The sequence below is a fragment of the Brevibacterium sp. SIMBA_078 genome (assembly GCF_046534565.1).
In the GTDB taxonomy this organism is placed as follows: domain Bacteria; phylum Actinomycetota; class Actinomycetes; order Actinomycetales; family Brevibacteriaceae; genus Brevibacterium.
The window spans coordinates 226,040-241,698 of record NZ_JAWRYQ010000004.1; the positions used below are offsets into that span (position 1 = coordinate 226,040).

The following is a 15,659-nucleotide window of genomic DNA, read 5'->3' on the forward strand; positions in this document are numbered from 1 at the left end:
GGGGACATCACCCCGTAATCCGAAGGAGCTAGAACTATGGCAGCAGAACGCTATTACGACGACAATGCAGACCTGTCGATCATCCAGGGCAAGAAGGTCGCCGTCATCGGCTACGGCAGCCAGGGCCACGCCCACTCGCTGAGCCTGCGCGACTCCGGCGCAGAAGTCCGCATCGGCCTCAAGGAAGGCTCGGCCAGCCGCGACAAGGCCGCCTCTGAGGGCCTCGAGGTCGGCACCCCCGCCGAGGTGGCCGCATGGGCCGATGTCATCACGATCGCCGCACCCGACCAGGTTCAGGCCGAGATCTTCAACAACGAGATCAAGGATCAGCTGGCTCCCGGCAAGACCCTCGTGTTCATCCACGGCTTCAACATCCGCTACGACTACATCAAGGCTCCCGAGGGCGTCGACGTCATCATGGTCGCCCCGAAGGGGCCCGGCCACGTGGTTCGTCGTGAGTTCGTCGACGGCCGCGGTGTGCCCGTGCTCGTCGCTGTCGAGGTCGACGCTTCCGGCAAGGCCTGGGACACCGTGCTGTCCTACGCCAAGGGAATCGGCGGCCTGCGTGCCGGCGGCATCAAGACCACCTTCACCGAGGAGACCGAGACCGACCTGTTCGGTGAGCAGACCGTGCTCTGCGGCGGTGTCTCGCACCTCGTCCAGTACGGCTTCGAGACCCTGACCGAGGCCGGCTACCAGCCCGAGATCGCCTACTTCGAGGTCCTCCACGAGCTCAAGCTCATCGTCGACCTCATGGTCGAGGGCGGCATCGCCAAGCAGCGTTGGTCCTGCTCCGACACCGCTGAGTACGGCGACTACGTCTCCGGCCCGCGGGTCATCACCCCCGAGGTGAAGGAGAACATGAAGGGCGTCCTCGACGACATCCAGAACGGAAAGTTCGCCGAGCGCTTCATGAACGACCAGAAGAACGGCGCACCGGAGTTCAAAGAGCTGCGCGCCAAGGAAGAGACTCACCCGATCGAGTCCACCGGTCGCGAGCTGCGCAAGATGTTCGCATGGCTGAAGGATTCCGACGACGACTATACCGAGGGCACTGCCGCTCGCTGAGTCTGAATCTCAACCTCGCCGAGGCGGCCCCTCCGTTGCGACGCTGCGTCCGCCCCAGCGCGGCCGACTGAGACAAGGAGCCCCGGACAGATGTCCGGGGCTCCTTCGCATTCACCTCGGCGATCCCAGTGCCTCGGCGATCCCAGGGCGGCAGACATCGATCGGGAGAATCTCCCGACGGCGGCCCCGATCTGCACTACTGTGGATGTGTGACGAATTACAGATTCGAAGACTTCGAGCCCACCATCGACGAAGCCACCGGCGAGCCGGATGAGCGCACCAAGGCGTACTTCGCCTCGACGAGCGTCGGCTTCCACGACCCCCGCTCCACTGATGCGGCCCTGTTGGGCAGGGTGAAGCGGGCGATCGCCGATGGGCGCAAGCTCACGGCCGTCTATGCCGACCAGGAGTTCGGCCACGGACTGGAGTCGTCGATCCCGGTCGCGACCTTCGCCTGGTTCGAGAAGCTCGTCAACGTGGGCGGCGGACGGCTGGTCCCCGGGCACCTCATCACCTGGATCACGGTGCGACCTACCCATCGTCGGCGCGGACTGCTGCGGTCGCTGATGACCACGGACCTCGCCGAGGCGAAAGCGGCCGGCTATCCGTTCGCCGCACTGACCGCGACCGAAGGCGGAATCTACTCGCGCTTCGGCTTCGGCGTGGCCACCTGGCTGCGTTCGATCGAGGTCGACACCTCACCCGGGTTCAAGATGGTCCGCGAACCCGATCGCCGGGTCGAGATGTGCCTGCCCAGCGAGCTGCGCGAACTCGCTCCGAGGATCTACGACCGATTCATGCGCACCTCGCCCGGAGCGATGGAGCGCCAGCAGACCTACATCGAACGTGCCACCGGGGCGCTGAACACCGAGACCGGCGAAGAAGATCGCGGCGTCCGCGCGGCCCTGCACTTCGACGAACGTGGCGAGCCCGACGGCTATGTGTCCTACAAATTCGCCGGCTGGTCGAAGACCCCGTCGACCGTCGACATCATCGACTTCGTGGCCGCCACCGATGCGGCCTACGCTTCCCTGTGGTCGTTCCTCGCCGCCATCGACCTGTCGACCCGCGTGACCTTCGGCGAGTCCGCCGAGTACTCCCCGCTGCCGTGGCTGCTCACCGATTCCCGGCGCGTGAAGACTGTCGCGAGCGAGGACAACATCTGGATCCGCATCCTCGACGTCAAGGCCGCGCTCGAAGCTCGGCCCTGGTACGTGCCCGGAACGCTGACGATCGACATCGACGATTCCCTCGACCTCGCCGGTGGACGCTTCACGATCACCTCGGATGGTGAGAGCGCCGAGGTGACCCCTGCCTCCGATTCGACGCCGGCAGACCTGGGGCTCGGCATCGCCGAGCTCGGCTCGCTGTACCTCGGCGGAGCTGATCCCGTCATCCTCGCCCGGGCCGGACGCATCGATGAGCAGACGCCGGGATCCGCCGTGCTCGCCAGCGCGATGTTCAGCCTGGGGCGCGCGCCGTACTCGCCGAACGGGTTCTGAGCACTCCGCGGATTCTTCGCGACCCAGACGGTCTGTTGAGCGATTCTTCCCAGAATCTGAGACCTTGTGAAGGAATCCTGAAAGTCTCATAAGGTGGACGCGTCCCGGACGCAACAGGAGGAAATCAGTGCCCAAGCCCGTCGTGCTCATCGCCGAAGAACTGTCACCGGCCACCATCGAAGCTCTCGGAGGAGACTTCGAGATCCGTCACACCGAGGGCGCCGACCGATCCCAGCTCCTGCCCGCCATCGCCGACGCCGATGCGATCCTCGTCCGGTCTGCCACGCAGGTCGACGCCGAAGCCATCAACGCGGCGAAGAACCTCAAGGTCATCGCCCGCGCCGGAGTCGGACTCGACAATGTCGATGTCCCCGCGGCCACCTCGGCGGGTGTCATGGTCGTCAACGCACCCACCTCGAACATCATCTCCGCAGCCGAGCTGACGATGGCCCACATCCTCGGTTCGGCTCGCTACTTCGGTGCCGGAAACACCTCGCTGAAGGCGGGGGAGTGGAACCGGAAGAAGTACACCGGCGTCGAACTCTACGAGAAGACCCTGGGCATCGTCGGCCTCGGCCGCATCGGCGGACTCGTCGCCGAACGCGCGAAGGCCTTCGGCATGCGACTCGTCGGCTACGATCCCTACATCACTCAGGCACGCGCGGCTCAGATGGGCGTCGAGGTCCTCGACCTGCCCGGCCTGCTCGCCGTGTCGGACTTCGTCACCGTGCACATGCCCAAGACGCCGGAGACGGTCGGCATGATCAGCACCGAGGAGCTCAAGGCGGCCAAGCCGGGAGCGCGGTTCATCAACGTCGCCCGCGGCGGCATCATCGACGAAGCGGCCCTGGCCGAGGCCGTGGCCAACGGCGAGGTCGGCGGCGCCGGAATCGACGTCTGGAACGTCGAACCGCCGGAGCACTCGGCGCTCATGGACCTCGACGCCGTCAACGTCACCCCGCACCTCGGCGCCTCGACTCATGAAGCTCAGGAGAAGGCCGGCGTCGCCGTGGCGAAGTCCGTGCGCAAGGCCCTGGCCGGGGAACTCGTCCCCGACGCGGTCAACGTCGCAGGCGGCGCCATCCACGAGGATGTGCGTCCGGGAATTCCCCTGGCCGAGCGCCTCGGCCGGGTCGTCAACGCGCTGGCCGATTCCTCGGTCACCCACTTCAAGGTCGAGGTCAACGGCGAGATCGCCGACAAGGACGTCTCCGTCCTCAAGCTCTCCGCGCTCAAGGGCCTGTTCAAGGACGTCGTGTCCGATCAGGTCTCCTACGTCAACGCTCCGCTGCTGGCCGAAGAGCGCGGAATCGGCGTCGAGCTCGTCACCGATCCGTACTGCGAATCGTTCCGCAACATCACCCGACTGACCGCGACGACGAGCACCGGTCAGCGCATCTCCGTGTCCGGCACGGTCACCGGTCCGAAGCTCGTGCAGAAGCTCACCGAGGTCGACGGCTACTCGCTCGAGATCGAACTGACCGACAACCTGCTGATCTTCCGCTACGAGGACCGTCCGGGAATCATCGGTCAGCTGGGTCTGGCGCTCGGTGCGAACAACGTCAACATCGCCGGAATGCAGGTCTCGCCCGCGTCGACGAGCAATGAGGCGCTGTCTGTCCTGGCAGTGGATTCGGTCGTCTCGGACGAGGTCGTCAAGGCCGTGGCCGGTGCCGTGAACGCCTCGGCCTTCACCGGCGTCTCGCTCCAGGAGGACTGAGCCCCTCAGCAGAAGGACCCGTTCACCCCGCAAGCCACAGTGCGAAGCGGGGTGAGCGGGTCCTCTGCGCTGTCAGGGTCCAGAGTTCGTCGACGAGAACGGCGACGGCGATGCCGATGAAGGCACCGGCGATCGTGTCGGTGAGCCAATGGACCTGGAGCGCGGTCCGCGACCACATCATGCCGAGGATCCAGATCCCGGCGAGGATGAACGACCAATGGAAGCCCATCCTCGGTGGCTGAGCTTCTGCTGCCTGTGCTGCCGATCGGCGCAGCTGATGACGGCGGCAGGCGATGATGGCCAGACTCATAGCCAGCGCGGCGGCGCCCATCGAATGTCCTGAAGGATAGGAGAATCCCAAAGATTCGTAGAGCTGATCGCCGGGGCGCAGCCGGGTGACGACGGCCTTGAGGATCTCCGAGGCGGCGATGCCCCCGAGCATCGTGGTGACGAGGACGATCGTCGAACGCAGGCGTCTGCGCAGCACGAAGACGCCTGCGAGCAGCGCGGTGCAGATGACGACACCCGTGCCGCCGCCGACTTCGGCGAGGACGACGGCGGTCCAGTACGGCACCGAACCTCTGTCGAGGCCGGCGAATTCCAGCCACGACTGATCGATCGCAGTGGGCCCGATGCGTTCGAGATGCAGCCACAGCCCGAAGGCGATGACGAGCAGAACGGCGGGCAGTGTCGCCCACAGCAGCCAGGGCGGCTGTCGGCTCAAGCGTTCCAGAGACCGTAGGCGTCGGCCATGGACGCGATCTTCTTCGCACGGGTCAGGCGCGGCAGGTAGGAGCCGTCGGTGATCTCGGATCCGCCTTCGGCAGCTTCGAGCATCTGGCGGGCCCAATCGCGTTCGTCCTCGCTCGGGCTCATGGCCTCGTTGAGGGTGTTGACCTGGTCGACAGTGAGGACGAGCTTTCCGGTCATACCCATCATGTGTGTGACTTCGGCATCGGCCCAGACCGTCTCATCATCGGCGTCGGCGGCCGAAGGACCGTCGATGGGTCCGGGCAGGCCGCCCATGCGGGAGGCGATCGTCAGACGTGAGCGGGCATAGGCGAGAGCCATCGGATCGCCGGAGAAGCCGGTGTCCTTGCGGAAGTCGTTGGTGCCGAAGGCCAGGCGGAAGGTGCCGGGCGCCTCGGCGATGCGGGTGGCGTTCTCCACTCCGCGGGCCGATTCCAGCAGGGCGAGCACGGGCAGTCCGGCCTTCGCGCGCATCGCGGTGTAGGACACCTGCTCGGGGCGTTCGGTCTCGGGCAGCATGACTCCGCGCAGTCCCGGAAGCATGGCGACGGCGGCGAGGTCGTCGGCCCAGAACTCGGATTCCATCTTGTTGATGCGCACCCAGGCGGACATTCCCGAATCGAGGGCGCGCACGACATTGTCGCGAGCTGCGATCTTCTTGTCATCGGCGACAGAAGCCTCGAGGTCGAAGATGACGGAATCCGCTTCCGAGGTCTGCGCGGGAGTGAACAGCTCCTCCCTCGCAGCATTGACGAGCAGCCAGGACCGGGAGAGTTTGGCGGGCAGAGCTGCGGCGCGGGCGTTGCGGATGATTTCGGTCAATGATCGACTTTCTCTCGGGGCTGGTTGCGTGCGGCCCCACGGGGTTTGGGGTGCTGTCTCCATTTTCGTCCCTGCGGCGTCGGATGTGTAGCCGAGAACAGTGATTGAGACGTGAATTTGTTCATGTCGGCACACGAACTGTGGGGCAGCGGCGCACGGAGCGCGGGGCAGCGGCGGAGGTCGGCGCACCTCCGCACCTCTGCGACGGCGCAGATGACGGTTCACATCGTAAGACGCTGCAGTTGTATCGTGAGATTGAGTCTTATTCTGTGAGCATGAAGTTCTCAATCGCAGTCATGCCCGGAGATGGAATCGGCAACGAGGTCGTCCCCGAAGGCCTCAAAGTCCTCAATCGCGCCATCGAGGTGTCCGGCGAGCCCGTCGAGCTCGAGCTCACCGATTACAAGGTCGGTGCTCAGCGCTATCACGAGACCGGTGAGACGCTCACCGACGAAGAGCTCGAATCGCTGCGTGAACATGATGCCATCTTCTTCGGCGCCTGCGGAGATCCGTCCGTGCCCTCCGGCGTGCTCGAGCGCGGAGTCATCCTCAAGATGCGCTTCGGGCTGGGGCACGCGGTGAATCTGCGTCCCTCGAAGCTGTTCGCCGGAGTCACCAGCCCGCTGGCCGACCCCGGGAAGATCGACTTCGTCGTCGTCCGCGAGGGCACCGAAGGCTCGTACACCGGATCCGGAGGTTCCGTGCGCACGGACACCCCGCAGGAAGTCGCGACCGAGGTCTCGGTCAACACCTGGTACGGCGTCGAGCGTGCGGTCCGCGATGCGTTCGCCCGCGCTCAGGCACGGAACAAGAAACTCACCTACGTGCACAAGCACAATGTCATGGTCCACGCCGGTCACCTGTGGCGTCGTGTGGTCGAGAAGGTCGGCAAGGAGTTCCCCGAGGTGGCTGTCAACTACGAGCACACCGATGCGTGCACGATCTACATGGTCACGAATCCCGAGCGCTACGACGTCATCGTCACCGACAATCTCTTCGGCGACATCCTCACCGACCTCGCAGCCGCGGTCACCGGTGGAATCGGTCTGGCCGCCTCGGGGAACCTCAATGTCGAAGGAACGGCGCCGAGCCTGTTCGAGCCGATCCACGGATCCGCTCCGGACATCGCCGGGCAGCAGATCGCCGACCCGACCGCCTCGATCCTGTCGGGGGCGCTCATGGCCTCCCATCTGGGGCTCGAGACCGTGGCCAAGGCGATTGAGACGGCCGTCGAGGCCGACCTCGCCGAGCGTGACGGAACGAAGCGGTCCACCGCCGAGGTGGGCGACGCGATCGCGGCACGCCTCGGCTGACCGGATCGACCGCCTCGGCGAGGGGGCGGGTGGGTGACGACGGGGTCATCTCTGCGAGGATGAACCCAACCGAGCGACACCCGATTTCAGGATTGACGACATCACCCCGGTGCGACGAGCGCCGGGGTGATGGACTACCCTGAAAGTGTCACTCATCACAAGTGAGAAAAGAGTTTTCATGACAGATTTCACCGTTCTTAAGAACCTCCAGCCGCAACCCGAGCTGGTGCGCGAGAACATCAAGAAGGATCCCGGCTTCGGCCAGTACTTCACCGACCATATGGCGCACATCCGCTACACGGTCGATGACGGTTGGCAGGGTCACGAGGTCCGTCCGTATGGTCCGCTGCTGCTCGACCCGGCAGCCGCCGTGCTTCACTATGCCCAGGAGATCTTCGAGGGGCTCAAGGCCTACCGTCATGCCGACGGTTCGGTGTGGACGTTCCGACCTGAGCGCAATGCCGCGCGCATCAACAAGTCCGCCGAGCGTCTCGCGCTGCCGCAGCTGCCTGAAGAGGACTTCATCGACTCGCTCAAGCACCTGGTCAGCCTCGATCAGGCATGGGTCCCGACGCCGGAGTCGGACGCCGATGAGTCGAGCCTGTACCTGCGGCCGTTCATGATCGCCACGGAGCGGTTCCTCGGCGTGCGGGCCAGCCACGAAGTCGACTACTACGCCATCGCGTCGCCGGCCGGACCCTACTTCTCCGGGGGCATCAAGCCGGTGTCGATCTGGCTCTCGCCGAAGCTCAAGCGCGCCGGCGCGGGCGGCACGGGATTCGCCAAGTGCGGCGGCAACTATGCATCGTCGCTGGTGGCGACTAACGAGGCGGCCGCCAAGGGGTGCCAGCAGGTGCTGTTCACCGACTCGGTGGAGAACAAGTACATCGATGAGCTCGGCGGCATGAACCTCATGCTCGTGACGAAGAGCGGCAAGCTGCTCACCCCGGCGCTGAGCGATTCGATCCTTGACGGCGTCACCCGCCGTTCGCTGCTCGAACTGGCTCCTCAGCTCGGACTCGAGGCGGAAGAGCGTCAGATCTCCATCGAGGAGTGGCGCGAGGGTGCGGCCAGCGGCGAGATCATCGAGGCGTTCGCCTGCGGCACCGCTGCGGTCATCACGCCGATCAGCAAGCTCGTCAGCGAAGACTTCACCATCGACCATGGTGAAGAGGCCGGCGAGACGACCATGGAGCTGCGCAAGACGCTGCTCGGCATCCAGTACGGACGCGTCGAGGACAAGAACAACTGGCTCGTGCGTCTGGCCTGATTTTGGATCAGGCCCGGTGCCGTCTTCCGGGACCGTGCTGAGAGGGGCCGGGAACCGCGAACTGATCGCGGTTCCCGGCCCCTTTTGCTGTGCTCTGGGACAACGGGTTCCGCTGGTGAACGCGCGGATGCTTGGTCAGGGAGTAGGCGAATGCCTGGTCAGGGAGGGGGCAGATGACGGATTCGGGCCAGAGCTGACGACACCCGGTCGATGTTCTCCATGTCGGAGTCGGTGATGTTGCTGACGAGCTTATCGGCTGGAATCCCCGTGGTGAGTTCGTCAAAGCCGCCGTGCTTCAGGAGATAGGCGGCGGCCAGCGGGGCGGCGACATTGCTCTCCAGTGGAGTGTCTTCGGGGTGGATCCGCAGTCCGGCGCGGATCATGAAGAATCCGGCTCCGGAGCCGATCCACAGCATCGGCAAGGCCAGAACTGCGGTTGAACCATTCACACCGAGACCGGTCAGGGGCACAAGCACCGCGATGAGCAGATAGATGACAACGATGGCGAGACCGAGGAGAAATTCGTTCCGCAGGTAGGCCTGGCTGCCTAGCTTCCTCGATAGGCGCCGGATCCCCGGGGCTCCGAGAACCGCGCGCACCCGAAGATGTTCATCAGCGACGAACGCCATCATGGACAGCGCTCCCCACCGCGCAAATGCGATGGTGATTCCGATGCCGAGGGCGAGTGAGACGGGGATGACCCAGATTGCCGCCGCGGGCTCGATGACGAAGCCGATGGCGACAGCGGCGCCAGCGAAGACGGCGACAAAGAACAGACCGCTGCCGCCGAGCAGGAAGCGGAGTTGGGTGGCGGTTCTGTCAAAGGTCAATGAGGAGACCACTGCTGCGGCGCTGACCTCACCGTGGTCGTTCACGCGGTCCACCTGCTCTGTCGGGCACCATGTCTCTGGCTCGAGAATTCGTGTCAGTGTAGATCGATTCGGTCGGCGAGACCAGGGTTCGTTATTTTACTCAGTCGTGAGCTAATTGAGGTACCGTGGAGTCGTGCACACGACCACCTCGGCGTCGGTTCCGACAGCCTCCGAAGTCATCGCTCACCTGCCATGGAAGTGGCGCACTCAAGGTGCCATCTTCATCATCGGCGGGCTCGGTTTCATGTTCGACGCATGGGACGTCGCCCTCAACGGATTCCTCATTCCGCTGCTCAGCGACTATTGGAGCCTCAGCGTCGGCCAGGCCGCGTGGATCGCGACCGCCAACCTCATCGGCATGGCGCTGGGTGCCTTCATCTGGGGCGGCATCGCCGACGTCATCGGGCGGAAGAAGGCATTCACTCTCACCCTGCTCGTGTTCTCGGTCTTCACCGTCGCCGGAGCCTTCGCACCCGCGTATGGGTGGTTCATCCTCTTCCGCTTCCTGGCGGGATTCGGGCTCGGCGGATGCATCCCCGTCGACTACGCCCTCGTCGGGGAGTTCACTCCCAGCCGTCACCGCGGACGCGTGCTCACGGCGATGGACGGCTGGTGGCCGATCGGCGCCTCGCTGTGCGCGTTCGTTTCGGCCTATCTGCTCGGTTTCGGGGACTGGCGCCTGATCATGCTCGTCATGATCGTGCCGGCTCTGCTGACGGTGGCGGTGCGTTTCGGGATTCCGGAATCACCTCTCTATCTGGCCTCGGTCGGACGCTACGCAGAGGCCGATGCGATCATCAGGCGACTGGTCGAGCGCACCGGTGCCGACGTCACCGAATGGACCCATGAAACGGCAGAGGGTTCTACCGCGTCGCCGACGACAGGCCCTGCCTTGTCGCAGACCGAGCCGATTTCGGGCTCCGGGCCGAAGGTCAGCAGGCAGCTGCGCGCGGCCAGCGGCCAGCTGGTGCAGCTGTGGCAGCACTCCGCGAAGACGACGCTCGTCGCCTGGTCGCTCTTCGTCTCTGTCCTCCTTGTCTACTACGCGGCACTGACATGGCTGCCGGGGATCCTCAAGAAGCAGGGGCTGGCCGATCAGGCGGCATTCCTCGTCACCGGGTCGATGACCGCGGTGGGCATCCTCGGCGTGATCGTCTCCGCGCTCATCGTCGAACGATTCGGTCGCAAATGGGTGCTCGGGGTCTCATCGATCGTAGCCGCCGTCCTCCTCGTCGGATCTGCCGTATTCATCGAAGCCTCCGGCGCCGATCTCACCTGGACAGCGAAGGCTGCGATCATCGGGTTCGGCTTCGTCATCCAGATCGCCATCCCGACGCTCTACACCTACGTCTCCGAGCTCTATCCCACCCGACTGCGCGGATCCGGTTTCGGCTGGGCATCGGCAGCGTCCCGACTGGCGACAGGTATCGCTCCGATCGTCTTCGGTGCGTTCATGTGGCCCGTGCTCGGCTTGACCCTGACGTTCGTCCTCACAGGAGCGCTCGTGGTCGTCGCCGTGCTGCTCATGGGCTTCCTCGCCCGAGAGACCACCGGTGAAGAACTGAGCTGATCCGGCCACGGGAGTCGGGCTGATCGGGCCACAGGAGCAACGTAGCCTTCAGTCGAAAAGGGCCACTGTCCGCGCCTCATTGAGGTCAGCGCCCGATCTGCCTCCACGGACGTCTGACCTGGACAGATGCCCAGGTGGACTCTTGTGTCAGTGCCGGACTGTAATGTTCTGGGCATGGAGGCAAAGCAGGTTCCAGTCGTACTCACCGAGATACTTCGGTGGCGTGACAGCCTGTCCGATTTGCCTCCGGCCGCGACCGAGGAAGAAGCGATCGATCGCATCTCGGCACTCGAGGAGCTGACCTCCGCCTGCGCCGCCGCGCAGGCCCGCGAATCCCTGACGTTCGATATGCACCGTAAGAATCGGGAAGCCGAAGACGGAGTTCCGAGCAAGAAACAGGGACTCGGAGTCGGTGCGGAGATCGGCTTGGCCAGAAAGGTCTCCCGGCACCGTGGCAACGCGCTGCTCAAATTCTCGCGCACCCTGCTCTTGGACCTGCCCAATGTCTACACGGCGATGAAGGGCGGCGACATCTCTGAGGAGAAGGCCCGGACGGTCGCAAAGGAATCCGACTGGCTTCCGCGGGAGAAGAAGCACGAGCTCGACGAGCGGATGGCCGATCGACTGGCCGAAGTGGGCGTCAGGAGACTGGGCAATGAAGTGAGGGCCTTGGCGCAGAAACTCGACCAAAAGGCTGCGGTCGACCACCTCGAGCGCTGTACCGAAGAACGCGCGGTCAGCGTGCGTCCGGCACCCGGAAACATGGCCTATCTGACCGCTCTGCTGCCGATGCCGCAGGCTGTCGCCGCATTCGCCAACCTCAAGAAGTCGGCGCAGACTGTCATCGCCACCGGCAGTGCCGACGGCCGAGGTCAGAATCAGATCGCTGCCGACCTCTTCGTCGAGCGACTGACCGGGCAGGCTGCTGCTGCGGCAGTGCCCACCGAAATCCACCTCATCATGCAGGACAGCAGTCTGTTCGGGCCAAGAGAAGAATCGGCATGGTTCCCCGGAGTCGGCCCGATCCCGGCACAGGCCGCCAGGGCTGTCGTTGCCGAAAACGAGGCCGCCACTTTCATCCGCAGGCTCTACACGCGGCCCGAAGACGGGCAGCTCGTGAGGATGGACTCGCGCCGCAGGGAATTCTCCGGGCTGCTTCGACGTATGGTCGTCTTCCGCGACGACGTCTGCCGCTCGCCCTGGTGCGAGGCACCCATCCAGCACGCCGATCATGCCGACGCTGCCGCCGCCGGCGGCGAAACCGAATGGGACAACGCCTCTGGACTATGCGCCGCCTGCAACTACCTCAAGGAACTCAGCGGGTGGCGCCACAAGGCAACTGCCGACGCCCTCGAAGTCGTTACGCCGACCGGCCACCACTACAAGACCCGCACCAAACCACTCAGCGACCCCGATCCCGGATGCGCCTCTGGTCAGGACGGAGGTCCGGGTGCGCGTCACGGTCCAGGCAAGCAGGATCCTCCTGATCAGCAGCACGATCGGGAACGGCAGCAACTTCCCGGTCGACAACATGACCCCGAGCCGGGACGAGGCGACCGGGAAACTGACCACGCGTTTTCGGTGCTGATCCCATGGCGGTACGTTCGCCGGACCTCGCAGCCGGCAACCGTCGATGTCGGCGGAACCACCATCGGAATCGATATCTTCGATGCCGACGAACGCCCGATGAGTCCCACCGAAGAACTCCTCTGCGCCGCAATCATCGAACACCGAGGCAGGCTGTGAACCGAGTCTGCCGAAGCGATGACAAGTGGTCACTGAAAGTTCAACTGCCCGCTCTGTCGCGGGACTATGGTGATAGTCATGAACGACCCCAACGGGCAGCCGTCGCCCGCTGACCACATCGCGCGCTCCGACCAAGCAGACGTTCCTGCGGTCGAAATCGTGTGGGGGATGCCGGCGGGTCTGGGCCCGTCGTGGCAGGGCGTGCCCTCGGGGCCGGGAGTCGCCGGCGTCCTCCCGCCCCGCAGCGAGGTCGAAGCAGTCTATGGGGCCGCTGCCGCCGAGCCGCCGCTGAACGAGGACCCGCGGTTCGCGTCATTGTTCGCCGATGTCTACGAAGTCTCCGTCCGCAACGGACAGGTCCTCATGACCCTGACCCGGACGCAGCCCGACGGACGGCTGAGCTCATTCGCCTACGGACACCATTGGAAGTGGGAAGAACAGAAATATCCGTGGGCATTCGAACTGCAGAGCCGCCTCGGCGGGGCTTCGACCGAACTCGAATCGACCTTCGCTCTCAACCTGCTCGCTCGTGATCCTAACCGGCGCGTTCGGGGCCTGGGACGACGCACTCTCGAAACGTGGATCGGCGAGGTCGGACGCTTCGGCTGCTGGCTGCAGACCGACGATATCGACAGCCCGGCACGACGCCTCTACGAGACACTCGGCTTCACCGAACTCGGCCACGGGGCCGAAGCCCCCAACGGGCACCCCGGCCTGGTCATGTACCGCAGCCCGCGGTAAGACATCCACGGCAGAACAGTTCCTCGTCAGCGGCACCAAGCGGCTGAGTCAGCGGCGGTCACTAGGATGGGGTCATGCGTGAAGAAGACTCTCCCTCTACGGACCCGACGACGAGCGCCGATCTGCCCGACGATGAACACCTCTGGCTCGAAGACATCTACGGCGAGGAGCAGATCGCCTGGGTGAAGGACCAGAACGCGAAGACCCTCGACCGTTTTCACGACGGCCTCTTCGACGATATCTCCGATGATCTGCGCACCGCACTGGACTCCGACGACCGCATCCCGATGGTCACCAAACGCGGCGAGCACTTCTATAACTTCTGGAGGGACAAGACCAACCCGAAGGGCCTGTGGCGACGCACCTCCTGGGACAGCTACCGCACTGCCGCACCCGACTGGGAGGTGCTGCTCGACCTCGACGAACTGGCCGCAGAAGAAGACACTGCCTGGGTCTGGTCAGGTGCGATGGTGCGCCGCAGCGACAATCGGCGTGCACTCGTCCTCCTTTCCCCGGACGGAGGCGACTCGCACCGAGTCCGCGAATTCGACCTCGATGACCGCGCCTTTGTCGACGGCGGCTTCGACATCCCCGCCGCCAAAACACGGCTGGCTTGGCTCGACGACGACACCGTGCTCGTCGCCACCGAAACCGACGCCGACTCACTGACGACCTCGTCCTATCCGCGCCAAGCCCGAGCGCTCCGCCGCGGTCAGAGCCTCGACGACGCCCCGATCGTCGCCGAAGTGCCCCGCGACCACGTGGCGATCTTCGTCGGCAGCGACATCCGCCCCGATACCGAGGCCACCGATCGCGCCGTCATCATCGACGCCATCGACTTCTTCAACTCGACCATGAGCTTCCTCGATCTCACCGACATCACGAGCGCAGACGGTTCGCTGTCGGTCGAGCCGACGGCATGGGCCGACGCTCTCAACCGGGTCGACGTCCCCACCGACGTCGAGGTCGGCTTCGAACGCGACCTCGTGCTCTTCCGCCCCCAGTCGACATGGAAGTCCGCCACCACCGAGGTGGCCGCCGGCGGCCTCGCCATCGCCGATATCGATGCGGTCAAGACAGGCGAGATCGCTCCGCGCGTGATCTTCACCCCCGACGCCCACACCTCGCTGCAGTCCTTTACCTTCACTCGGGACTACCTCGTGCTCGAGCTGCTCGCCGACGTGCAGTCGAAGCTCACGGTCCTCGACCTGGGCAACGACTTCGCCGAGTCCGCCCTGCCCGGAGTCCCGGCCAACCATATGGTCGGCCTCGGCGCAGTCGACAAGCACGACCCGGCGACTGCCAACGACTTCTGGATGGTCAGCACCGGCTTCCTCACACCTTCGACATTGTCGTACGGCACGCTGGGTCCCTCGGACGAAGCTGCGGGAACGAACTCTGACGAGCCAACCGCTGAGGTGGTCAAATCGGCACCGGCGATGTTCGATGCCGAAGGGCTGAGCGTCGAGCAGCACTTCGCCACCAGCGCCGACGGAACGAAGATCCCGTACTTCCAGATCGGAGCCGACGACCTCGCGCTCGACGGAGAGAATCCCACCCTGCTCGACGGCTACGGCGGTTTCGAAGTCAGCCGCACCCCCGGATACTCACCCGTCGTCGGCATCGGCTGGCTCAGCCGCAGCACCACCGGAAGTACCCTCCCAGCAGGTCGCCGAGGCGTCTATGTCCTCGCGAACATCCGCGGCGGAGGCGAATACGGACCCGAGTGGCACACATCCGCGATGCGAGAGAACCGCATGCGCTGCTATGAAGACCACTCGGCCGTGGCCCGTGACCTCATCGCCCGCGGAGTGACGAGCCCGCAGACGCTCGCCTGCGCCGGCGGATCCAACGGAGGCCTGCTGGTCGGCAATATGCTCACACAATATCCCGAGCTCTTCGGCGCTGTGTCCTGCGGAGTTCCGCTGCTGGACATGGCCCGATACACGAAGCTCAGCGCCGGCTATTCGTGGAAGGCCGAGTACGGAGACCCGGATGTGGCCGAGGACTGGGCGTTCATCAGGGATTTCTCTCCCTACCACCTCCTCGAGGACGGACAGGACTATCCGCCGGTGCTGTTCTGGACGGCCACGTCGGATGATCGGGTGGGGCCGGTGCAGGCACGGAAGATGGCCGCCCGGATGCAGGCGCACGGAATCGAGAACGTGTGGTTCTTCGAAGACACCGAAGGCGGACATTCCGCCGCCTCGGACAACGAGCAGACCGCGTTCACCCGGGCGCTGAGCTACCGGTTCATGTGGAACGCACTGACAGGGGAGTAGGTT

12 protein-coding genes are annotated in these 15,659 nt (G+C 65.0%); 9 read left to right on the forward strand and 3 right to left on the reverse strand.

What is annotated here, in order from left to right; translation table 11 throughout:
• Nucleotides 1–36: 36 nt before the first annotated feature.
• From ilvC to serA, 3 genes are all read left to right on the forward strand, one after another.
• Entirely contained in the window at nucleotides 37–1,068 is a 1,032-nt protein-coding gene (gene ilvC, locus SB749_RS15880) for a ketol-acid reductoisomerase (RefSeq protein WP_264799193.1), read from the forward strand.
• A gap of 209 nt (nucleotides 1,069–1,277) precedes the next feature.
• Complete coding sequence (locus SB749_RS15885) at nucleotides 1,278–2,570, forward strand: GNAT family N-acetyltransferase (protein ID WP_410711159.1); 1,293 nt, start codon at nucleotides 1,278–1,280, stop codon at nucleotides 2,568–2,570.
• Nucleotides 2,571–2,697: 127 nt separating this feature from the next.
• On the forward strand, nucleotides 2,698–4,290 hold the full coding sequence (serA, locus tag SB749_RS15890; RefSeq protein WP_262775202.1) for a phosphoglycerate dehydrogenase: 1,593 nt from the start codon (nucleotides 2,698–2,700) through the stop codon (nucleotides 4,288–4,290).
• A 22-nt stretch (nucleotides 4,291–4,312) separates the two neighbouring features.
• Here the strand turns inward: serA and SB749_RS15895 are convergent, their stop codons facing one another.
• Both SB749_RS15895 and SB749_RS15900 read right to left on the reverse strand, forming a co-directional pair.
• Nucleotides 4,313–5,014: a phosphatase PAP2 family protein gene (locus SB749_RS15895; RefSeq protein WP_410711160.1), complete on the reverse strand. Its 702-nt coding sequence runs from the start codon at nucleotides 5,012–5,014 to the stop codon at nucleotides 4,313–4,315.
• Nucleotides 5,011–5,862: an HpcH/HpaI aldolase/citrate lyase family protein gene (locus tag SB749_RS15900; RefSeq protein WP_410711161.1), complete on the reverse strand. Its 852-nt coding sequence runs from the start codon at nucleotides 5,860–5,862 to the stop codon at nucleotides 5,011–5,013. Before SB749_RS15900 ends, SB749_RS15895 begins: the two co-directional genes overlap by 4 nt.
• 275 nt (nucleotides 5,863–6,137) lie before the next feature.
• Between SB749_RS15900 and SB749_RS15905 the strand changes: the two genes are divergently transcribed.
• Together SB749_RS15905 and SB749_RS15910 are read left to right on the forward strand one after the other, a co-directional pair.
• Nucleotides 6,138–7,175, forward strand: a complete 1,038-nt coding sequence (locus tag SB749_RS15905) for a 3-isopropylmalate dehydrogenase (protein ID WP_410711162.1) — start codon at nucleotides 6,138–6,140, stop codon at nucleotides 7,173–7,175.
• A gap of 178 nt (nucleotides 7,176–7,353) precedes the next feature.
• Nucleotides 7,354–8,445 (forward strand): branched-chain amino acid aminotransferase, encoded by a 1,092-nt coding sequence (locus SB749_RS15910; RefSeq protein ID WP_410711163.1) that lies wholly within the window; start codon nucleotides 7,354–7,356, stop codon nucleotides 8,443–8,445.
• A 158-nt stretch (nucleotides 8,446–8,603) separates the two neighbouring features.
• Here the strand turns inward: SB749_RS15910 and SB749_RS15915 are convergent, their stop codons facing one another.
• Nucleotides 8,604–9,320 (reverse strand): hypothetical protein, encoded by a 717-nt coding sequence (locus SB749_RS15915; protein WP_410711164.1) that lies wholly within the window; start codon nucleotides 9,318–9,320, stop codon nucleotides 8,604–8,606.
• Between the two features lie 130 nt (nucleotides 9,321–9,450).
• On the opposite strand from SB749_RS15915, the gene SB749_RS15920 reads away from it, so the two are divergent.
• The 4 genes from SB749_RS15920 (at nucleotide 9,451) to SB749_RS15935 (ending at nucleotide 15,656) form a co-directional block, all read left to right on the forward strand.
• Nucleotides 9,451–10,887, forward strand: a complete 1,437-nt coding sequence (locus SB749_RS15920; protein ID WP_410711165.1) for an MFS transporter — start codon at nucleotides 9,451–9,453, stop codon at nucleotides 10,885–10,887.
• Nucleotides 10,888–11,061: 174 nt separating this feature from the next.
• Entirely contained in the window at nucleotides 11,062–12,633 is a 1,572-nt protein-coding gene (locus SB749_RS15925; RefSeq protein ID WP_410711166.1) for a DUF222 domain-containing protein, read from the forward strand.
• A 78-nt stretch (nucleotides 12,634–12,711) separates the two neighbouring features.
• Nucleotides 12,712–13,374, forward strand: a complete 663-nt coding sequence (locus tag SB749_RS15930) for a GNAT family N-acetyltransferase (protein WP_410711167.1) — start codon at nucleotides 12,712–12,714, stop codon at nucleotides 13,372–13,374.
• A 74-nt stretch (nucleotides 13,375–13,448) separates the two neighbouring features.
• Entirely contained in the window at nucleotides 13,449–15,656 is a 2,208-nt protein-coding gene (locus SB749_RS15935; RefSeq protein WP_410711168.1) for a prolyl oligopeptidase family serine peptidase, read from the forward strand.
• Nucleotides 15,657–15,659: the final 3 nt, after the last annotated feature.

Bases quoted from the DNA above. Each gene is read 5' to 3' on its own strand.
- SB749_RS15935 (WP_410711168.1), top strand. From the start codon at position 13,449: ATGCGTGAAGAAGACTCTCCCTCTACGGACCCGACGACGAGCGCCGAT.
- SB749_RS15910 (WP_410711163.1), top strand. From the start codon at position 7,354: ATGACAGATTTCACCGTTCTTAAGAACCTCCAGCCGCAACCCGAGCTG.
- SB749_RS15925 (WP_410711166.1), top strand. From the start codon at position 11,062: ATGGAGGCAAAGCAGGTTCCAGTCGTACTCACCGAGATACTTCGGTGG.
- ilvC (WP_264799193.1), top strand. From the start codon at position 37: ATGGCAGCAGAACGCTATTACGACGACAATGCAGACCTGTCGATCATC.
- SB749_RS15905 (WP_410711162.1), top strand. From the start codon at position 6,138: ATGAAGTTCTCAATCGCAGTCATGCCCGGAGATGGAATCGGCAACGAG.
- SB749_RS15930 (WP_410711167.1), top strand. From the start codon at position 12,712: ATGAACGACCCCAACGGGCAGCCGTCGCCCGCTGACCACATCGCGCGC.